Origin of the sequence: Planotetraspora thailandica (assembly GCF_016863335.1) — a bacterium.
GTDB classification, from domain to species: domain Bacteria; phylum Actinomycetota; class Actinomycetes; order Streptosporangiales; family Streptosporangiaceae; genus Planotetraspora; species Planotetraspora thailandica.
Genome location: NZ_BOOR01000070.1, coordinates 22,190 through 37,208, shown reverse-complemented (window position 1 = coordinate 37,208; position 15,019 = coordinate 22,190). Strand labels below are relative to the sequence as shown.

General features: G+C 68.6%; 15 protein-coding genes. 9 read left to right on the top strand and 6 right to left on the bottom strand.

The features are described 5' to 3' along the window. The first annotated feature begins 29 nt into the window (after positions 1 to 29). A complete protein-coding gene (locus tag Pth03_RS35355) occupies positions 30 to 467 on the top strand; it encodes a sterol carrier family protein (RefSeq protein WP_203948834.1) in 438 nt (145 codons plus the stop codon). A 7-nt stretch (positions 468 to 474) separates the two neighbouring features. Here the strand turns inward: Pth03_RS35355 and Pth03_RS35350 are convergent, their stop codons facing one another. Beyond that, positions 475 to 1,155: a hypothetical protein gene (locus Pth03_RS35350; RefSeq protein WP_203948833.1), complete on the bottom strand. Its 681-nt coding sequence runs from the start codon at positions 1,153 to 1,155 to the stop codon at positions 475 to 477. A gap of 167 nt (positions 1,156 to 1,322) precedes the next feature. Here Pth03_RS35350 and purF point away from each other — a divergent pair, with 167 nt between their 5' ends. Together purF and purM are read left to right on the top strand one after the other, a co-directional pair. Then, positions 1,323 to 2,801: an amidophosphoribosyltransferase gene (gene purF, locus Pth03_RS35345; protein ID WP_203948832.1), complete on the top strand. Its 1,479-nt coding sequence runs from the start codon at positions 1,323 to 1,325 to the stop codon at positions 2,799 to 2,801. Next, positions 2,798 to 3,823 (top strand): phosphoribosylformylglycinamidine cyclo-ligase, encoded by a 1,026-nt coding sequence (gene purM / locus Pth03_RS35340; protein WP_203948831.1) that lies wholly within the window; start codon positions 2,798 to 2,800, stop codon positions 3,821 to 3,823. The genes purF and purM overlap by 4 nt, the downstream gene beginning before the upstream one ends. Positions 3,824 to 3,958: 135 nt before the next feature. Here the strand turns inward: purM and Pth03_RS35335 are convergent, their stop codons facing one another. After that, positions 3,959 to 4,195, bottom strand: coding sequence for a DUF3073 domain-containing protein (locus Pth03_RS35335; protein WP_203948830.1), 237 nt, complete (start codon positions 4,193 to 4,195; stop codon positions 3,959 to 3,961). A gap of 151 nt (positions 4,196 to 4,346) precedes the next feature. Then, a complete protein-coding gene (locus Pth03_RS35330; RefSeq protein ID WP_203948829.1) occupies positions 4,347 to 5,450 on the bottom strand; it encodes a Leu/Phe/Val dehydrogenase in 1,104 nt (367 codons plus the stop codon). Between the two features lie 135 nt (positions 5,451 to 5,585). On the opposite strand from Pth03_RS35330, the gene Pth03_RS35325 reads away from it, so the two are divergent. Next, entirely contained in the window at positions 5,586 to 6,458 is an 873-nt protein-coding gene (locus Pth03_RS35325; RefSeq protein WP_203948828.1) for a DUF8083 family protein, read from the top strand. Positions 6,459 to 6,777: 319 nt separating this feature from the next. Continuing rightward, entirely contained in the window at positions 6,778 to 6,981 is a 204-nt protein-coding gene (bldC, locus tag Pth03_RS35320) for a developmental transcriptional regulator BldC (protein WP_013133571.1), read from the top strand. Between the two features lie 194 nt (positions 6,982 to 7,175). Here bldC and Pth03_RS35315 read toward each other — a convergent pair whose 3' ends face one another. Next, the gene (locus Pth03_RS35315; protein ID WP_203948827.1) at positions 7,176 to 7,844 is read right to left on the bottom strand and encodes a TetR/AcrR family transcriptional regulator; all 669 of its coding nucleotides are present in this window, start codon (positions 7,842 to 7,844) and stop codon (positions 7,176 to 7,178) included. A gap of 239 nt (positions 7,845 to 8,083) precedes the next feature. Between Pth03_RS35315 and Pth03_RS35310 the strand changes: the two genes are divergently transcribed. From Pth03_RS35310 to Pth03_RS35295, 4 genes are all read left to right on the top strand, one after another. Beyond that, positions 8,084 to 9,187 (top strand): LacI family DNA-binding transcriptional regulator, encoded by a 1,104-nt coding sequence (locus Pth03_RS35310; protein ID WP_203948826.1) that lies wholly within the window; start codon positions 8,084 to 8,086, stop codon positions 9,185 to 9,187. A gap of 128 nt (positions 9,188 to 9,315) precedes the next feature. Beyond that, on the top strand, positions 9,316 to 9,564 hold the full coding sequence (locus Pth03_RS35305; RefSeq protein WP_203948825.1) for a hypothetical protein: 249 nt from the start codon (positions 9,316 to 9,318) through the stop codon (positions 9,562 to 9,564). Positions 9,565 to 9,751: 187 nt separating this feature from the next. After that, complete coding sequence (locus tag Pth03_RS35300) at positions 9,752 to 10,501, top strand: N-acetylmuramoyl-L-alanine amidase (protein ID WP_239119605.1); 750 nt, start codon at positions 9,752 to 9,754, stop codon at positions 10,499 to 10,501. Between the two features lie 252 nt (positions 10,502 to 10,753). After that, positions 10,754 to 12,388, top strand: a complete 1,635-nt coding sequence (locus tag Pth03_RS35295) for a beta-N-acetylhexosaminidase (RefSeq protein WP_203948824.1) — start codon at positions 10,754 to 10,756, stop codon at positions 12,386 to 12,388. Between the two features lie 270 nt (positions 12,389 to 12,658). Here Pth03_RS35295 and Pth03_RS35290 read toward each other — a convergent pair whose 3' ends face one another. Both Pth03_RS35290 and Pth03_RS35285 read right to left on the bottom strand, forming a co-directional pair. Then, positions 12,659 to 14,791 (bottom strand): heavy metal translocating P-type ATPase, encoded by a 2,133-nt coding sequence (locus Pth03_RS35290; RefSeq protein WP_373318652.1) that lies wholly within the window; start codon positions 14,789 to 14,791, stop codon positions 12,659 to 12,661. Then, positions 14,788 to 14,994, bottom strand: a complete 207-nt coding sequence (locus Pth03_RS35285) for a heavy-metal-associated domain-containing protein (RefSeq protein WP_203948823.1) — start codon at positions 14,992 to 14,994, stop codon at positions 14,788 to 14,790. The genes Pth03_RS35290 and Pth03_RS35285 overlap by 4 nt, the downstream gene beginning before the upstream one ends. Positions 14,995 to 15,019 lie beyond the last annotated feature (25 nt).

Below are 15,019 nucleotides of genomic sequence, written 5' to 3'. Positions count from 1 at the left end.
TTGCACAACGGTTGCACGACAATGGGCGGATGCCGCGCAGAATCGATCCGGACAAGGCCAGGCAGGCACTCGACGCCCAACTCGCCGACCTGGGGAGGCCGCCGTTCGACGGGCCCGACGGCCTCGTGGCCGACGCCTGCGTGCGGGTGGTGCTCGACGCCTACCGGGCGGGGCTGACGCCCCTCAAGGAGGCCGCGCGCTTCGCCGTACGGGATCTGCTGGACCGGCTGGCGGCGCGCGCACCCGGGCGGACGGTGGAGGTCCGGGTGCCGCCGTACGCGGCGGTGCAATGCGTGGAGGGGCCCCGCCACACGCGCGGGACCCCTCCCAACGTCATCGAGACCGACCCGGCCACCTGGCTGGAGCTCGCCACCGGCGGGATGTCCTGGGCCGACGCCCTCGCGACCGGGAAGATCGCGGCCAGCGGCTCCAGGGCCGACGTGTCGGACTATCTGCCGCTGATGTGAGGCCTCGTCAGACGCCTGTCGTGGGTTGTATCTGGTTGAACTTGTCCTGGACGCACTGCTGGGCCGCCTCCTGGGTGGGGTAGCGGCTGCGGTCGAGACATTCGAGAACGCCGGTGCGCTCGAGCCAGTTGTAGGCCACGATGCCGCCGACCAGGGCGATGACGAGCGTGAGCCCGCTCAGGACCACGCCGACGATGGCCCTCGTCTTGCCCGACCCCTTGGCGATCGCCACGATGCCGATGATGATCCCGACGATCGCGAGGAGAATCCCCAGGCCGCAGGCGATCAGCAGGACGAGGCTGAGGATGCCGAGCACGAGGGCGGCGGTGCCCAATCCCCCGCTGGGCGGCGGGGCCTGCCAGGGGCCGCCGGGGGGAGGTGCCTGCCAGGGGCCGCCGCCACCCAGGGGCGGGGGCCACCCGCCGCCGCCCGCAGGCGGCCATCCGCTGCCCTCTCCGGGCTGCCCGGGCGCGCCGCCGGGGGGAGGAGCACCCCACGGCCCTCCGCCCGCCGGCGGCTGCCATGACGGTCCTCCCTGCGATCCGGGCGGACCGGGGAACGGCTGTCCACCCTCCCCTCCAGCGGGCTCTCCGCCCTCTTTCGGACCCTGGGGGATGTTCTGGGCCTTCTCCGGTTCGTAGCGGCCGGGGAAGGCCGGGGTCTTGTCGGGGTCGTCGGGTGTGGCCAAAGTCGTTCTCTCCCGTGCCTCAATATCTGAGCCTGCCGGAAAGCCTAGGGTCCCCCATAAACACAGGAACAACCAGGACTGACACGGATGTTCGTGATCGCTCGCCCTGCGTCCTCTCCGCCCCCCATGTGTCCGAGCAGCACCTCCGCCGACCTAGACTCAGGTACGTGTTGAAGGGCGACGGCCGTCTCGGCCATGACCTCGACCCCGGGGACCGTGCACCACAGGACGCCTGCGGCGTATTCGGAGTGTGGGCTCCTGGGGAGGACGTCTCCAAACTGACCTATTACGGCCTGTACGCGCTGCAGCACCGAGGACAGGAGTCCGCGGGCATCGCCGTGAGCGAGGGCAGCCGCATTCTCATCTACAAGGACATGGGCTTAGTGGCCCAGGTCTTCGACGAGTCGATCCTCGGGACCCTGCGTGGCCACCTCGCCATCGGCCACTGCCGCTACTCCACGACGGGATCGAGCGTCTGGGAGAACGCGCAGCCCACGCTGAGCTCCTCCGAGGGCGGCGGGCTCGCGCTGGCCCACAACGGCAACCTGATCAACACCGCCGAGCTCATGGAGCGGCTTCCCGCCGGGGCGATCAAGGCGACCACCGACACCGAGGTGCTGACCGCCCTCCTCGCGCAGGACGGCTCCCGCCCGGTCGAGGAGGCCGCGGCAGAGCTGTTCCCCGAGGTCAAGGGCGCCTACTCCCTCGTCTGGATGAACGAGACCACGCTGTTCGCGGCCCGCGACCCCCAGGGCATCCGTCCCCTGGTGCTCGGCCGGCTGCCCGGCACGGCGAACGTCGGCCAGGACCGCGCCGGCAACGAGAAGACCGGCTGGGTGGTCGCCTCCGAGACCGCCGCGCTCGACATCGTCGGCGCGAGCTTCGTCCGCGAGATCGAGCCCGGCGAGCTGTTGACGATCGACGAGCGCGGGGTCCGATCCCTCCGGTTCGCCACCCCTGAGCCCAAGGGCTGCCTCTTCGAATACGTCTACCTCGCCCGTCCCGACACCACGATCGCCGGCCGCGGCGTCCAGGCCACCCGGGTCGAGGTGGGCCGCGCCCTCGCGAGGGAGCACCCGGTCGAGGCCGACCTCGTGATCCCGACCCCCGAGTCCGGCACGCCCGCCGCCATCGGCTACGCCGAGCAGAGCGGCATCCCGTACGGCCAGGGCCTGGTGAAGAACTCCTACGTCGGCCGGACCTTCATCCAGCCTTCGCAGACGATCCGCCAGCTCGGCATCCGGCTCAAGCTCAACCCGCTGCGCGAGGTCATCGAGGGCAAGCGCCTGGTGGTCGTGGACGACTCGATCGTCCGCGGCAACACCCAGCGCGCCATCGTCAAGATGCTCAGGGAGGCGGGCGCCACCGAGGTCCACGTGCGCATCTCCTCGCCGCCTGTGGCCTGGCCGTGCTTCTACGGCATCGACTTCGCCACCCGGGCCGAGCTGATCGCGGGATCGTTGTCGGTGGAGGAGATCCGCGCCTCCCTGGGCGCCGACTCCCTCGGCTACATCTCGCTCGACGGCCTGACCCAAGCGACCACCATTCCGGCCGACCGGCTCTGCCGCGCCTGCTTCGACGGCCGCTACCCCATCCCGATCGATCAGGACAGGATCGGCAAATACGTGCTGGAGGCTCAGCGATGACGAGCTACGCCGCCGCCGGCGTCGACATCGACGCAGGTGACCGTGCCGTCGAGCTGATGAAGTCCCGGGTCGCCCGCTCGCACCGGCCCGAGGTGGTCACCGACGTGAGCGGTTTCGCGGGTCTTTTCGACGCCTCGGCGTTCCTCCGCTACCGCAGGCCCCTGCTGGCCACCTCGACCGACGGCGTCGGGACCAAGGTCATGCTGGCCCAGCGGCTCGGCAAGCACGACACGATCGGCATCGACCTGGTCGGGATGGTCGTCGACGACCTGGTGGTCTGCGGCGCCGAGCCCCTGTTCATGACCGACTACATCGCCTGCGGCAAGGTGGTGCCCGAGCGCATCGCCGAGATCGTCGGAGGTGTCGCCGAAGGCTGCCGCCTGGCCGGCTGCGCCCTCATCGGCGGGGAGACCGCCGAGCATCCGGGCGCCATGGGAGCCGACGAATACGACCTCGCGGGCGCGGGGACGGGCGTCGTCGAGGCGTCGGAGATGCTCGGCCCCGACCGGGTCAAGCCCGGAGACGTCGTGCTCGGGCTGGCCTCCAGCGGCATTCATTCGAACGGATATTCGCTGGTCAGGCACATCATCGCGACCGCCGGACTCGGCCTGGAGCAGGTGCTCCCCGAACTGTCCCGTACGCTCGGCGAGGAGCTGCTCGAGCCGACCCGCGTCTACTCCCTCGACTGCCTGGCGCTCACGCGCGAAGTCGAGGTGCACGCCTTCGCCCACATCACCGGGGGCGGGCTGGCCGCCAACCTGGCCAGGTCCCTTCCCGCGGACGCCGACGCCCTGCTGGACCGGGCGTCGTGGACCCCGCCGGCGATCTTCGAGGTGCTGGCCGGCCACGGCTCGGTGCCCCAGGCCGAGATGGACAAGACGTTCAACCTCGGTGTGGGCATGTGCGCGATCGTCCCCGCGGAAGAGGCCGACCGGGCGACGGCTCTGCTTTCCGGGCGTGGCGTGCCTGCATGGGTGCTCGGCGAGATCGTGAGCGGCTCCGGAGAGGCCCGATTCAGCTGATCGCCGAACGACGGCAGGTCATGAGCACACCGAAAGCGCATCCCGGTTCCGGGATGCGCGATGAGTGCGGACAGGATGAAGGCACCCGGCGGGATGTGATCCCGCCGGGTGACTCACCTGGCATGCAGGAAGGGCTCAACGACGGCCGGAACGGCCGCTGTCGCCATCATCCTCATCGTCGTCGACGTCCGCATAATCGGCGTACCGATCAGCCAGCTCGTCGTAAGGGTCATGCTCGTCACTGCGGCCGGAATCGTCATCACCCACGACTCCGAGCTCCGCGCGCAGGCGCTCAAGATCCGTGCCGCCGCTGTTGTACTTCAGCTGGCGGGCGACCTTGACCTGCTTGGCCTTGGCTCGGCCGCGCCCCATTGGCTCGACCCCCTCATGCGGGGTCGTGCCCGACCCCTCGTCGCTAACGCACCGCGCACCGACGCCACCTGACTTCAGGCGCCAGTCTCTCGTTCGCCTATTACCGTACCTGTTTTGCGCGCTGCTCGGTACGCCGTACGGGCGTCACCGGTCAGCGCCGGAGCCAAATACCCCTCAGACGCCCCACTTCGGACATTCTGCGCTCCGCCAGCCTATCCGCTGCGGCGCCCGGAGGGACGCCTTCCTCGTCGGCCAGCCGGAAGATCTTCGCCGTGGTGTCGAAGATCTTGGCGGCCCGGGCCCGCGCCCGCGCCATGTTGAAGCCCTCGATCTCGTCCGCGACCTGGATGACCCCTCCGGAGTTCACCACGTAGTCGGGAGCGTAGAAGATCCCACGCTCGGCGAGCTGCTTGTCCACGCCGGGGTGCGCCAGCTGGTTGTTGGCCCCACCGCAGATGATCTTGGCGTTCAGGCGGGCCACGGTGTCGTCGTCGATCGCGCCGCCCAGCGCGCAGGGCGCGTAGATGTCGATGTCCTCCGAGGTCAGAGCCGTTGCGTCGGCCACGACCCGGACCGCAGGGTGGCGTTGCCGTACCCGGTCGACGGCCCGCTCGTCCACGTCGCAGATCACGACTTCGGCGCCCTCCTCGATCAGGTGGTCGACAAGCCGGTGACCGACCTTCCCGACGCCCTCGACCCCGACGCGCCTGCCGGTCAGCGACGGCGTGCCGTACGCGTGCTCGGCGGCGGCCCGCATGCCCTGGAAGACGCCGAAGGCGGTGAGGACCGACGAGTCCCCGGCGCCGCCGTGCGCCTCGGTGCGCCCGGTGACGTAGGAGCTCTCCCTGGCGACGACGTCCATGTCCTCGCTGTAAGTGCCCACGTCACAGGCGGTGTAGTAGCGGCCGCCCAGTGACTCGATGAACCGCCCGTAAGCCCGCAGGAGCGCTTCGCTCTTGTCGGTCGACGGGTCTCCGATGATCACTGCCTTGGCGCCGCCGTGATCCAGACCGGCGAGGGAATTCTTGTACGCCATGGCGCGTGAGAGATTGAGCACATCGGCCAGCGCCGCCTGCTCGCTCTCGTACGGATAGAACCTTGTACCCCCCAGGCCAGGGCCGAGCGCGGTGCTGTAGATCGCGATGATCGCGTACAGGCCGCTTCTCTCGTCGGAGCAGAACACGACCTGTTCGTGCCTGCCTGGGTGGACGACCGGGCTGGGGTCCTTGTGAGAAAGCCCGAAGACGTCGGTCACGGTGGTGACTCCTGATCGCACATGCGCCGCCCCGTTGCGGCATTTCTCCTCCAGACTACCGAGGGCACAGCAAAACGATCATGGAAAATCAGGACAGTGCGCCACATCTTCCCGTCGACATGGCACGATTCTGGTGTGCTCCCCTACGCCGCCTACCTCCGTGTGTACGAACCGCTGACGGCCTTCGCCCCACGCGATCAGGAAATGTGGACCGGCTACGCCGAGTCCCGTGACCGGCCGCGCCGGGCCCACGCGCTGGAAGTGGAGCACGGCGAGGCCGTACGGAGGCTCATGCGCGTGCCCCCCATGCCCGCGCCCGAGCAGGAGAGCCCGAACGCCTACCTTCGCCGGCTGGGCGACACGCTGTACGTCTGCCCGTGGCAGAGCAGGCTCAGGTCGTGGCTGGCGTTCACGTCGTTCCGCGGGACCATGTCGCTCAAGCTGTCGGACCGGTTCGTCCCTCAGACCGTGGCCGAGCGCACGGCCGACGCGTTCGACCGGTTCAAGCGCTATGAGCATTCTCTGCGCACGAACATCCGCTCGAGCACCTGGCACGTCCCGACGCCGTGGTTCGTGCCCTTCGACTCGGCCGAGCGCTGGCTCGTCCTGGGGGCCGAGCAGACCGAGAGCACCGAGCATTCCGCGCCGACGACCACGGCGCCGCCGCGGAACATGCTGTACGTCACGTCGATGGCGCAGGCGCGGCGCAGGGTCGCCCGGGCACTGGTGGTGATCCGGCGGCATGTCGGGTACGTCCCCACGCTGGGCGAGGTCGAGGACGTCGGCCGGTGGCTGGAGGAGTTCCACCCCCACTCGCTGGTGGAGCTCGACTACGGCGGGCTCGTTCACCTCATGAGCGACGAGATGTTGCAGAACGACCAGTCCGTCGCCGAGATCGCGACCGCTCTCGGCGGTTTGGACAACGGTCAGGAAGAACTTGCTTTCGCGATGTATCAGCGCGTGATCGCACGCTGGAGATCAGTACAAGCCCTGCAGTTCGCAAACTGAAGGTAACGACAGGGCCGCGACCTGCCAAATCTGGTCACAGAATGGTCGATCTCACATCTACGAACTGAGTAGTTTGCCGTTTTCACTGCGATACCACGAAACGTGTCGCTAGAATCACCGAGCGTGACATCAACGCGTAGTCGATACGTTCGCCCAGAGGGCTCGCCAATCGCACTACGTGGCTGTATGGTCACATCGGGTGATGCCGCAAATGATCCTAGAAACCGCACCTAAAGGATCATTGGGGGACATCCGTGACAAGCGTCAGATAAGTCGCAGGATCGCTGTCGCCGGTCCACACGGAGGAGAGGCCGCACAAATGTCAGCTCGTACACCCGAGGCCGAGCCGCTGCTCACCCCGGCGGAGGTCGCAACCATGTTCCGCGTCGACCCCAAGACCGTCACCCGGTGGGCGAAGGCGGGCAAGTTGACATCCATCCGCACGCTCGGCGGACACAGGCGCTACCGGGAGACCGAAGTCCGGGCGCTGCTCGCCGGCATACCGCAGCAGCGGTCGGAGTAGGCGAACGGGGTCGTCGCCAAAGCAGGGGGGAAAGATGGACGCGCTCGTGTCGAGAATGTGAGCGCGTCGACCACACACCCGTGACCACCATGGGTCACGGGAAGGTGTGGGCCCGGCGCCGCCCGCCCGGCGCCTCCCCGCGACCGACCACCCGCAGTCACCGCGCCTTCCCCAGACGTCCGGCGCTTCGATCCTCACCGGGCCTGCAGGAGCCTCCCGACACTGTGATCGCGACCCGCCGCGACACCCAGGAGAGCGGTCATCTGCTCCATGAGCAGCCGTTCCAGCTCGGATCGGGCGATGTCACGATGCTCCAGCCAGTCCAAGCCCGCCGTCTCCACTGAGGCGATCCACGATCTGAGTGTGATCCGGAGAACGGGGCCCGGAACCCCCACTCCTAACTGGTTCACGACCAGCCCGAACAGGCGTCGCCGTACACCGTCGACGATCTCACCGACCTCGCCCGCGCGATTCGCCGGGCCACCTCTGAGCAGGGCGGCGAATCCCGCCGCATGCTCTTCCACGAAGTCGAAATAGCGCGTCAGCCCGTGCGCGAGCTCGTCGAGGGGTTCGCCGCCGTTCCCGGGCCGCAGCCGTGTCTCAAGTTCCTCCGCGGCGCTGCGTAATGCGGCGACGTAGAGTTCCTGCTTGCCGCCGAAATAGTGATAGACGAGCGCCCGCGACGCTCCCGCCGCCGCGGCGACGTCGTCGATGGAGACACTTTCTGTGTCGTGCCTGCTGAACAGATCCAGCGCGGCCGCGATCAGTTCCTCTCGCCTGCGATCGACGCTGAGCCTGCGTCGCGCCCGCCGCCCGCCCTCGGCTGAATCCCGTTCGCCGTCCGCCCGAGATGTGGCACCCACGCATCGCACACTATCGGCTCCCCTCCGCAGTAGTTGATCAAGATTTCTGGAGGAAGGGATCCGGATTTTCTTAGGACGGGCGTTTTAGCCGGTCAGCGGCGATTAGTCGCACTGAAACAGCCCATATGAGTGCGCGATCCCACACGAAAGAAGCAACACAACTGTGAGCGGCCCGTACCCTACGGGCAACTCGATCGTTTGTTGTGTCAGGTGCACGTCCACGCATCGTGGGGAGAACCATGTCAGGACCGTCCATGCAGACCACTGCCCGGAACGACGCCGCGGTTTCGCTACCCGACGGCGGGCTCTCCGAGGGGTTCAGTCCGCGGCCACGGCCGACGATCCGGAATGTGGCCGAGCGCGCCGGCGTCTCGAAGTCGCTGGTATCCCTCGTGCTCAGGGGTTCGTCACACGTCAGCGAACATCGCAGGGAAGCGGTTCTCCAGGCCGCGAGAGAGCTCGGGTACCGGCCCAACGCCGTGGCCCGCAGCTTGGTCGAGGGCCGCACCCACCTCGTGGGCGCTTTGGTCGCCGACCTCCACAATCCCTTTTACGCCGAATTCCTTGACGGCCTGCAGGAGAGCCTGCACGGCGACGGTCTGCGGTTACTCATCGGCAGCGGCCGGTGGGACCCCGCGTTCGAGGATGAGGCGGTCGAAGCGTTCCTCGAGCTCCGGGTCGACGGTCTCGTGCTGCTCGGCGTGGCGCCGTCCAGTTCGACGCTCGCGGAGGCCGCGGCCTACACCCCAACAGTCGTGGTGGGCGAGCGTGACGTCTCCCTCGACGGCGTCGACATCGTCGTGGACGACGACCAGCTGGGCGCCCGCTACGCGGTCGACCACCTGGTTGAGCTCGGCCACCGGCGTATCGCCCACATCGAGGGCACACCGTCGTCGGCCGCACGCTATCGCTGTGAGGGTTACCTGGTGGCGATGCGCCGCCACGCGCTTGCGCCGTACATCATGGTCGAGCACGGCGACTTCACCGAGGAAGGCGGACGACGTGCCGCGCTGGCCCTGCTGAACAGGGACCCGCGGCCGACAGCGATCTTCGCGGCGAACGACATCGTGGCCATGGGCGTCCTCACGGCGGCGAGCGAGCTGGGACTGCGGGTGCCCGAGGACCTGTCCGTCGTGGGCTACGACAACACCCACCTCGCCGCGGTCAACCACATATCCCTGACCAGCGTCGACCAGCCCCGCAGGGCGATGGGCCGTTCGGCCGCCGCACTGCTGAGCGACCGCATCACCGAACCCGGCAAGGCGGCCAGGCTGCGCCAGGTGAAACCCCAACTCATCATGCGCCGCAGCACCTGCCCGCCTCCAAGCGATTCTCAAAGCTAGGTCAACCGCCGACGTGTCGCGTCGCCGAGGGTGTTGACTCGGGCCGTGACGCCGACCCCCGGCGGGTCGCAGACATCGGGGGGACCCGCCAGGTCGGCGACTGATTTCCGCGAGAATCGGGGGGATTCATGCGTGATCCAGAGTTGGTCTCGTGCGCCCAGCGAGCGGCGGGCGAACTCGAGCGGGCCTGGGCTTACTGGCGCGAGGCCCGCGGGCTGACCGGCGAGGACATCGCCGAGTCTGTGGCGAGCTACGTCGCCCATTCGATCGACCACCCGTGGGGACGTCCTCGCGTGGTTCTCGGGCTCGACGCCGAGGATGCCCGAGAGCTTGCCGCCCTCTTGCACAAGCAAGAGGTCGCCGAGCCTGTTTGGTAATTCCCTTTCACGACATAACGGTCTGATTACGCTCCCAATACACGTAAGTTGGGGGCGTACAGACTTTCCGTGGAGGGAAATCGTCGTGACCAGTCGACTACTTGCCGCCGCAGCGCTCGCTATGTGCGGGCTGGGATCTGCCGCCTGCGGCGGCACGGCGCACTCGGAAACGACCACGCCGCAGACTGTGACAGCGACGCCGGCGGCCGCCACCCAGAAGACGAAGGCGCCCCTGCCTGCGATAACTCCACACACGCCGGCTCTCGCGAAGCCGAAGCTTGCCCTGAAGGGCAAGGTCGTGGTGATCGACCCCGGCCACAACGGCGGCAACTTCCGGCATCCGGAGATCATCAACAAGCAGGTGGACGTGCTCACGCAGTGGAAGGCGTGCGACACCACCGGCACCGCGACCAACGACGGGTACAGCGAGGCCGCCTTCACCTGGGACGTCTCCAACCGACTGGCGCGCATCCTCCGGAGTAAGGGCGCCACCGTCAAGCTCACCCGCACGAGCAACACCGGTGTGGGGCCATGTGTCACGCAGCGGGCGGCCATCGGCAACAAGGCCAAGGCGAACGCCGCGATCTCCATCCACGGCGACGGCGCCCCTGCGAAGGCGCACGGCTTCCACATCATCATGCCGAAGAAGATCAAGGGGCCCGTCGACCCGGTCGTGGGTGCCTCCAAGCAACTCGGCCTCGACGTCCGCAACGCCTTCCACGCCGGGACCGGCCTGCCGTACTCGACGTATATCGGCAAGAACGCGCTCGACTACCGCAGCGACCTGGGCGGCCTCAACCTGTCGACGGTGCCGAAGATCTTCATCGAGTGCGGGAACATGCGCAATGCGAGCGAGGCCGCCAAGTTCAAGAGCGCCGCATTCCGCCAGCGCATCGCCGAAGCCCTCGCCAAAGGCATCAGCACGTATCTCACCTGACCCCCCTTGGGCGGTCCCCCACACCCCTTGGGGTGATCACGCCTTGGGGTGACTCACACCTAATGGTGGTGACCCCCCAACCCCTTGGGCGTGATCATGCAGAAGTTCGGGAGCTTCCCCGTTGAGCTGGGGATATGCATATCGTGATCATGCAGAAGTTCGAGCAAATTGCCTCTGACCTGGGGCGACGCCGAACGTGATCATGCATGACCCGCTGCCGGACATTTCCGGCCGTTTGGCATGATCTGCGATATGGATTACCTGCTTCCCCGCCCGAAGACGACCGAGCCGGCGTCGGGTTCCTTCGAGCTCGCCCCAGGCACGGCCATCGCCGGACCCGCCCACCTGGTCGACTCGGTACGGCAGGCCCTGGCCGTACTGGACCTGCGGCCGGCGGAGACGGCGGCGGTGACGGTGGAGCAGGTCCCCGGCCTGGCCGCCGAGGGGTACGAGATTACGATCACGCCGGAGTCGGTGCGAATCGGCGCCGCAGACCCGGCGGGGGCGTTCTACGCGGGGCAGACGCTGAGGCAGTTGCTGCCGGCGGACGCGTATCGGTCCGTCATGATCTCCGAGTTGCCGTGGACGTTGCCCGCGGGCCGCATCGAGGACGCGCCGAGCTTCTCGTGGCGCGGGGCGCACATGGACATCGCACGAAATTTCCTGCCGAAGCGCGAAGTGTTGCGGTTGATCGATCTGCTGGCCGTACACAAGCTGAACCGGCTTCATCTGCACCTCGCCGACGACCAGGGGTGGCGGGTCGAGAGTCGGGCGTTTCCGCGGCTGCATGAGATCGGATCACATCGCACCCAAACGGTCACGAGCTACTTCGGCGAGGAGCCGACCTTCGACGGCGTGCCACATGGGGGTTTCTACACGCTGTCCGACCTAGCGGAAATTTCGGCGTATGCGCGAGCGCGGGCGATCACCGTGGTGCCGGAGATCGACGTGCCGGGGCACGCCTCGGCCATCTTGGCGGCATATCCGTCCCTCGGCGCCAAGCCCGGCGAGCCGTACCAAGTGCTCGAACGGTGGGGCATATCGTCGGCCATCCTCTCCCCGCTGCCGGCCACCGTCGAGTTCCTCGGCACCGTGTTCGACGAGATCATCGGGGCGCTCGGAACGGTGCCGTATTTCCACATCGGCGGGGACGAGTGCGTGCTGGACGAATGGGCGGCCTCGCCCGAGATCGCGGCTTACCAGGCGGAACTGGGCCTGGAGACCCCCGGTGACCTGCACGCATGGTTCCTGCGCCGACTCGCCGACATGCTGGCCGAGCGTGGCAGCCGGGCCGTCGTCTGGGACGAGGCGTTCGTCAGCGGCATGCTGCGGGAGGACACGATCGTGATGCCGTGGCGAGGGCACGGCGTCGGCCGCCGCGCCGCGGCAGCCGGTCACGACGTGGTGGCGACGCCCGTTTTTCCCCTGTATTTCGACTACGCGGAGGCCTCTTCGACCGAGGAGCCCGTGGGCATCGGCGACGCGATCACCGTGGAGGACGTCGCGACCTTCGACCCGGCCCCCGCGGACTGGTCGCCCGACGAGCGTGCCCGGGTCATCGGAGCGCAGTTCCAACTCTGGAGCGAGCGCATTCCGGACAGCCGGACACTCGATTACCGCGCATGGCCTCGTGGATGTGCGGCGGCCGAGATCACGTGGACCGGTGGGCCTGCCGTACCGGACGAGTTCAGGAAGCGCCTGGAGGCCCATCTGGTACGGCTGGACGCGGCCGGCGTGGAGTATCGCCCGCTCGCGGGGCCCCAGCCGTGGCAGCGGGGCGGGACGGGGTGGCGGAGGCACCGGCCGGGGGTCGTCGCCGTCCATGACGTCATGAGGCATCTGGACGAGATGACCCATTCGGCCGATTCGACACGGCCCAGCATGTGACACGCGCATGATCACGGGTGGCGTTCGCGCAGCTCAGGCGGGACATGCCCGAACTTGTGCATGATCACGGTTCACGTCTCCGCAGGTCGGAGCCGCTTCACTCGAACTTCTGCATGATCACGAATCGCGTCTTCGCAGGCCAGGGCCACTTCATCCGAACTCCTGCATGATCACGGTTCGCGTTCTTGCAGGTCGGAACCGCCTCGCCCGAACTTCTGCATGATCACGCCCAAGGGGAGTGGGGGGCAGGGAGGGTCCCTTTCCTTTGGGTCAGTGGCGGAGGCGGAGGCTGTTGGCGACGACGAAGGCGCTGGACAAGGCCATGGCGGCTCCAGCGATCATGGGGTTGAGCAGGCCGGCGGCCGCCATGGGAATCGCCGCCACGTTGTAGGCGAAGGCCCAGAAGAGGTTGCCGCGGATGATCCCGAGCGTCCTGCGGGAGAGCCTGATCGCGTCCACGGCGACCATGAGATCTCCCCTGACCAGGGTGATGTCGGCCGCCTCGATCGCGGCGTCGGCCCCGGTGCCCATCGCCATGCCCAGGTCGGCCTGGGCCAGCGCCGCGGCGTCGTTCACGCCGTCACCGATCATGGCCACCACGCGCCCTTCGGCCTGGAGCCGCTTGACCACGTCGACCTTGCCCGACGGCAACACCCCGGCGACCACCTGGTCGATGCCGGCGGCCGCGGCCACCGTCTCGGCGGCGGCCGGGTTGTCCCCCGTCAGCAGAACCGGAGTGAGCCCGAGATCCCGCAGATCTTGTACGGCTCTCGCCGACGTCGCCCTGATCGTGTCGGACACGACGAGCACTCCGCGCGCCTTGCCGTCCCAGCCGACGACGACGGCCGTCGCGCCCGCGGTCTCCGCCGAGACGAGCGCCTCCTCCAGCGAAGGCGGCAACTCCTGCGCCCCGACGACCAGTGCGCGTCTTCCTGCCAGCACGGCACGGCCGTCCACGACGCCGTGAACGCCGAGCCCGGGAATGCTCCGGAATTCTCCGGCCTCGGACAGCGTGCCGCGCTCGAGAGCCGCCTGTGCGACGGCCATGGCGACGGGATGCGCCGAGGCGTGCTCGACAGATCCAGCAGTGCGCAGCACGTCGTCGGCCGACTCCCCCTCGGCGGGGACGACAGCCGTGAGCGACATCCGGCCTGTGGTGACGGTGCCGGTCTTGTCCAGCACCACCGTGTCGATCCTGCGGGCCCGCTCCAGCGCCTCAGGCCCTCTGATCAGGATGCCGAGCCGGGCTCCCCTGCCCGTCCCGACGAGCAGCGCGGTCGGCGTGGCCAGGCCGAGCGCGCACGGGCACGCGATGATCAGCACGGCCACCGCCGCGGTGAACGCGTGCACCGCGGCGCCTCCCGCCGCCAGCCAGGCCGCGAGTGTGGCGACCGCCAGCACGATCACGACGGGCACGAAGACGGCGGCCACGCGGTCGGCCAGGCGCTGAATGGCGGCCTTGCCCGCCTGTGCCTCCTGGACGAGCGTGGCGATGCGAGCGAGCTGGGTGTCGGCGCCCACGCGGGTGGCCCGGACCAGCAGCCGCCCGCTCGCGTTGATCGTGGCCCCGGTGACGGTGTCGCCCGGCCCGACCTCCACGGGCATCGACTCCCCCGTCAGCAGGCCCGCGTCGACGGCCGACATGCCATCGACGACCACGCCGTCGGTGGCGATCTTCTCGCCTGGCCGTACGACGAACTCGTCGCCGACCCGCAGCCGGGCGATGGGCACGCGGGTCTCCACGCCCTGCCGGATCACGGCGGCATCCTTGGCGCCCAGCTCCATCAGCTCGCGCAGCGCGGCCCCGGCCATGCGTCTTGATCTCGCCTCGAAATGGCGCCCGGCCAGGATGAACACCGTGACCCCCGCCGCCACCTCGAGGTAGGTGTGCCCGGCCGCGGGAGCGAGCAGCGCCCACAACGACCAGGCGTACGCCGCGAGCGTGCCCAGGGAGATCAGGGTGTCCATCGTGGCCGTGCCGTGCCGGAGATTGGTCCAGGCGGCGCGGTGGAACGGCTTGCCCCCGTACGCGACGACGGGCGTGGCGAGCACCAGGGAGAACCACTCCCACCCGGGGAAGCGCAACGCAGGAACCATGCCGACCGCCACGACGGGTACGGCCAGTGCGATGGACAGGACCAGCCGGTCCTCCAGCACGTCGCGCAGCGCGGGCGGCGCGGGCTCGGGCAGCGCGGCCGAATATCCGGCCTTCTCGATCTGCTCGACCAGTTCGCGGACCATCTCGTGGTGGTCGCGGTGCTCCGACACGAGCACGCTGGCCTTCTCGGTGGCGTAGTTGACCGCCGCGCTCACGCCGTCGAGCTTGTTGAGCTTGCGCTCGATGCGGCCGGCACAGGAGGCACAGGTCATGCCCCCGATCTCAAGCTCGATCCGTGCCGTCACGTCGCGGCGATCTTGTATCCGGCCTCTTCGACGGCCTGCCGTACGGCGTCGTCGGAGACGCCGTCGCCGGTGACGTCCAGCCGCCCGGTGGCCAGGTCGACATCGACGCCGGCGACTCCGGCCACCTCGCCGACCTCCTCCTTGACGGAGCTGACGCAGTGGCCGCAGGTCATGCCGGTGACGGTGTAGGTCTTCACGCTCATCGCATCCTCCTCATAGGGGTACCCC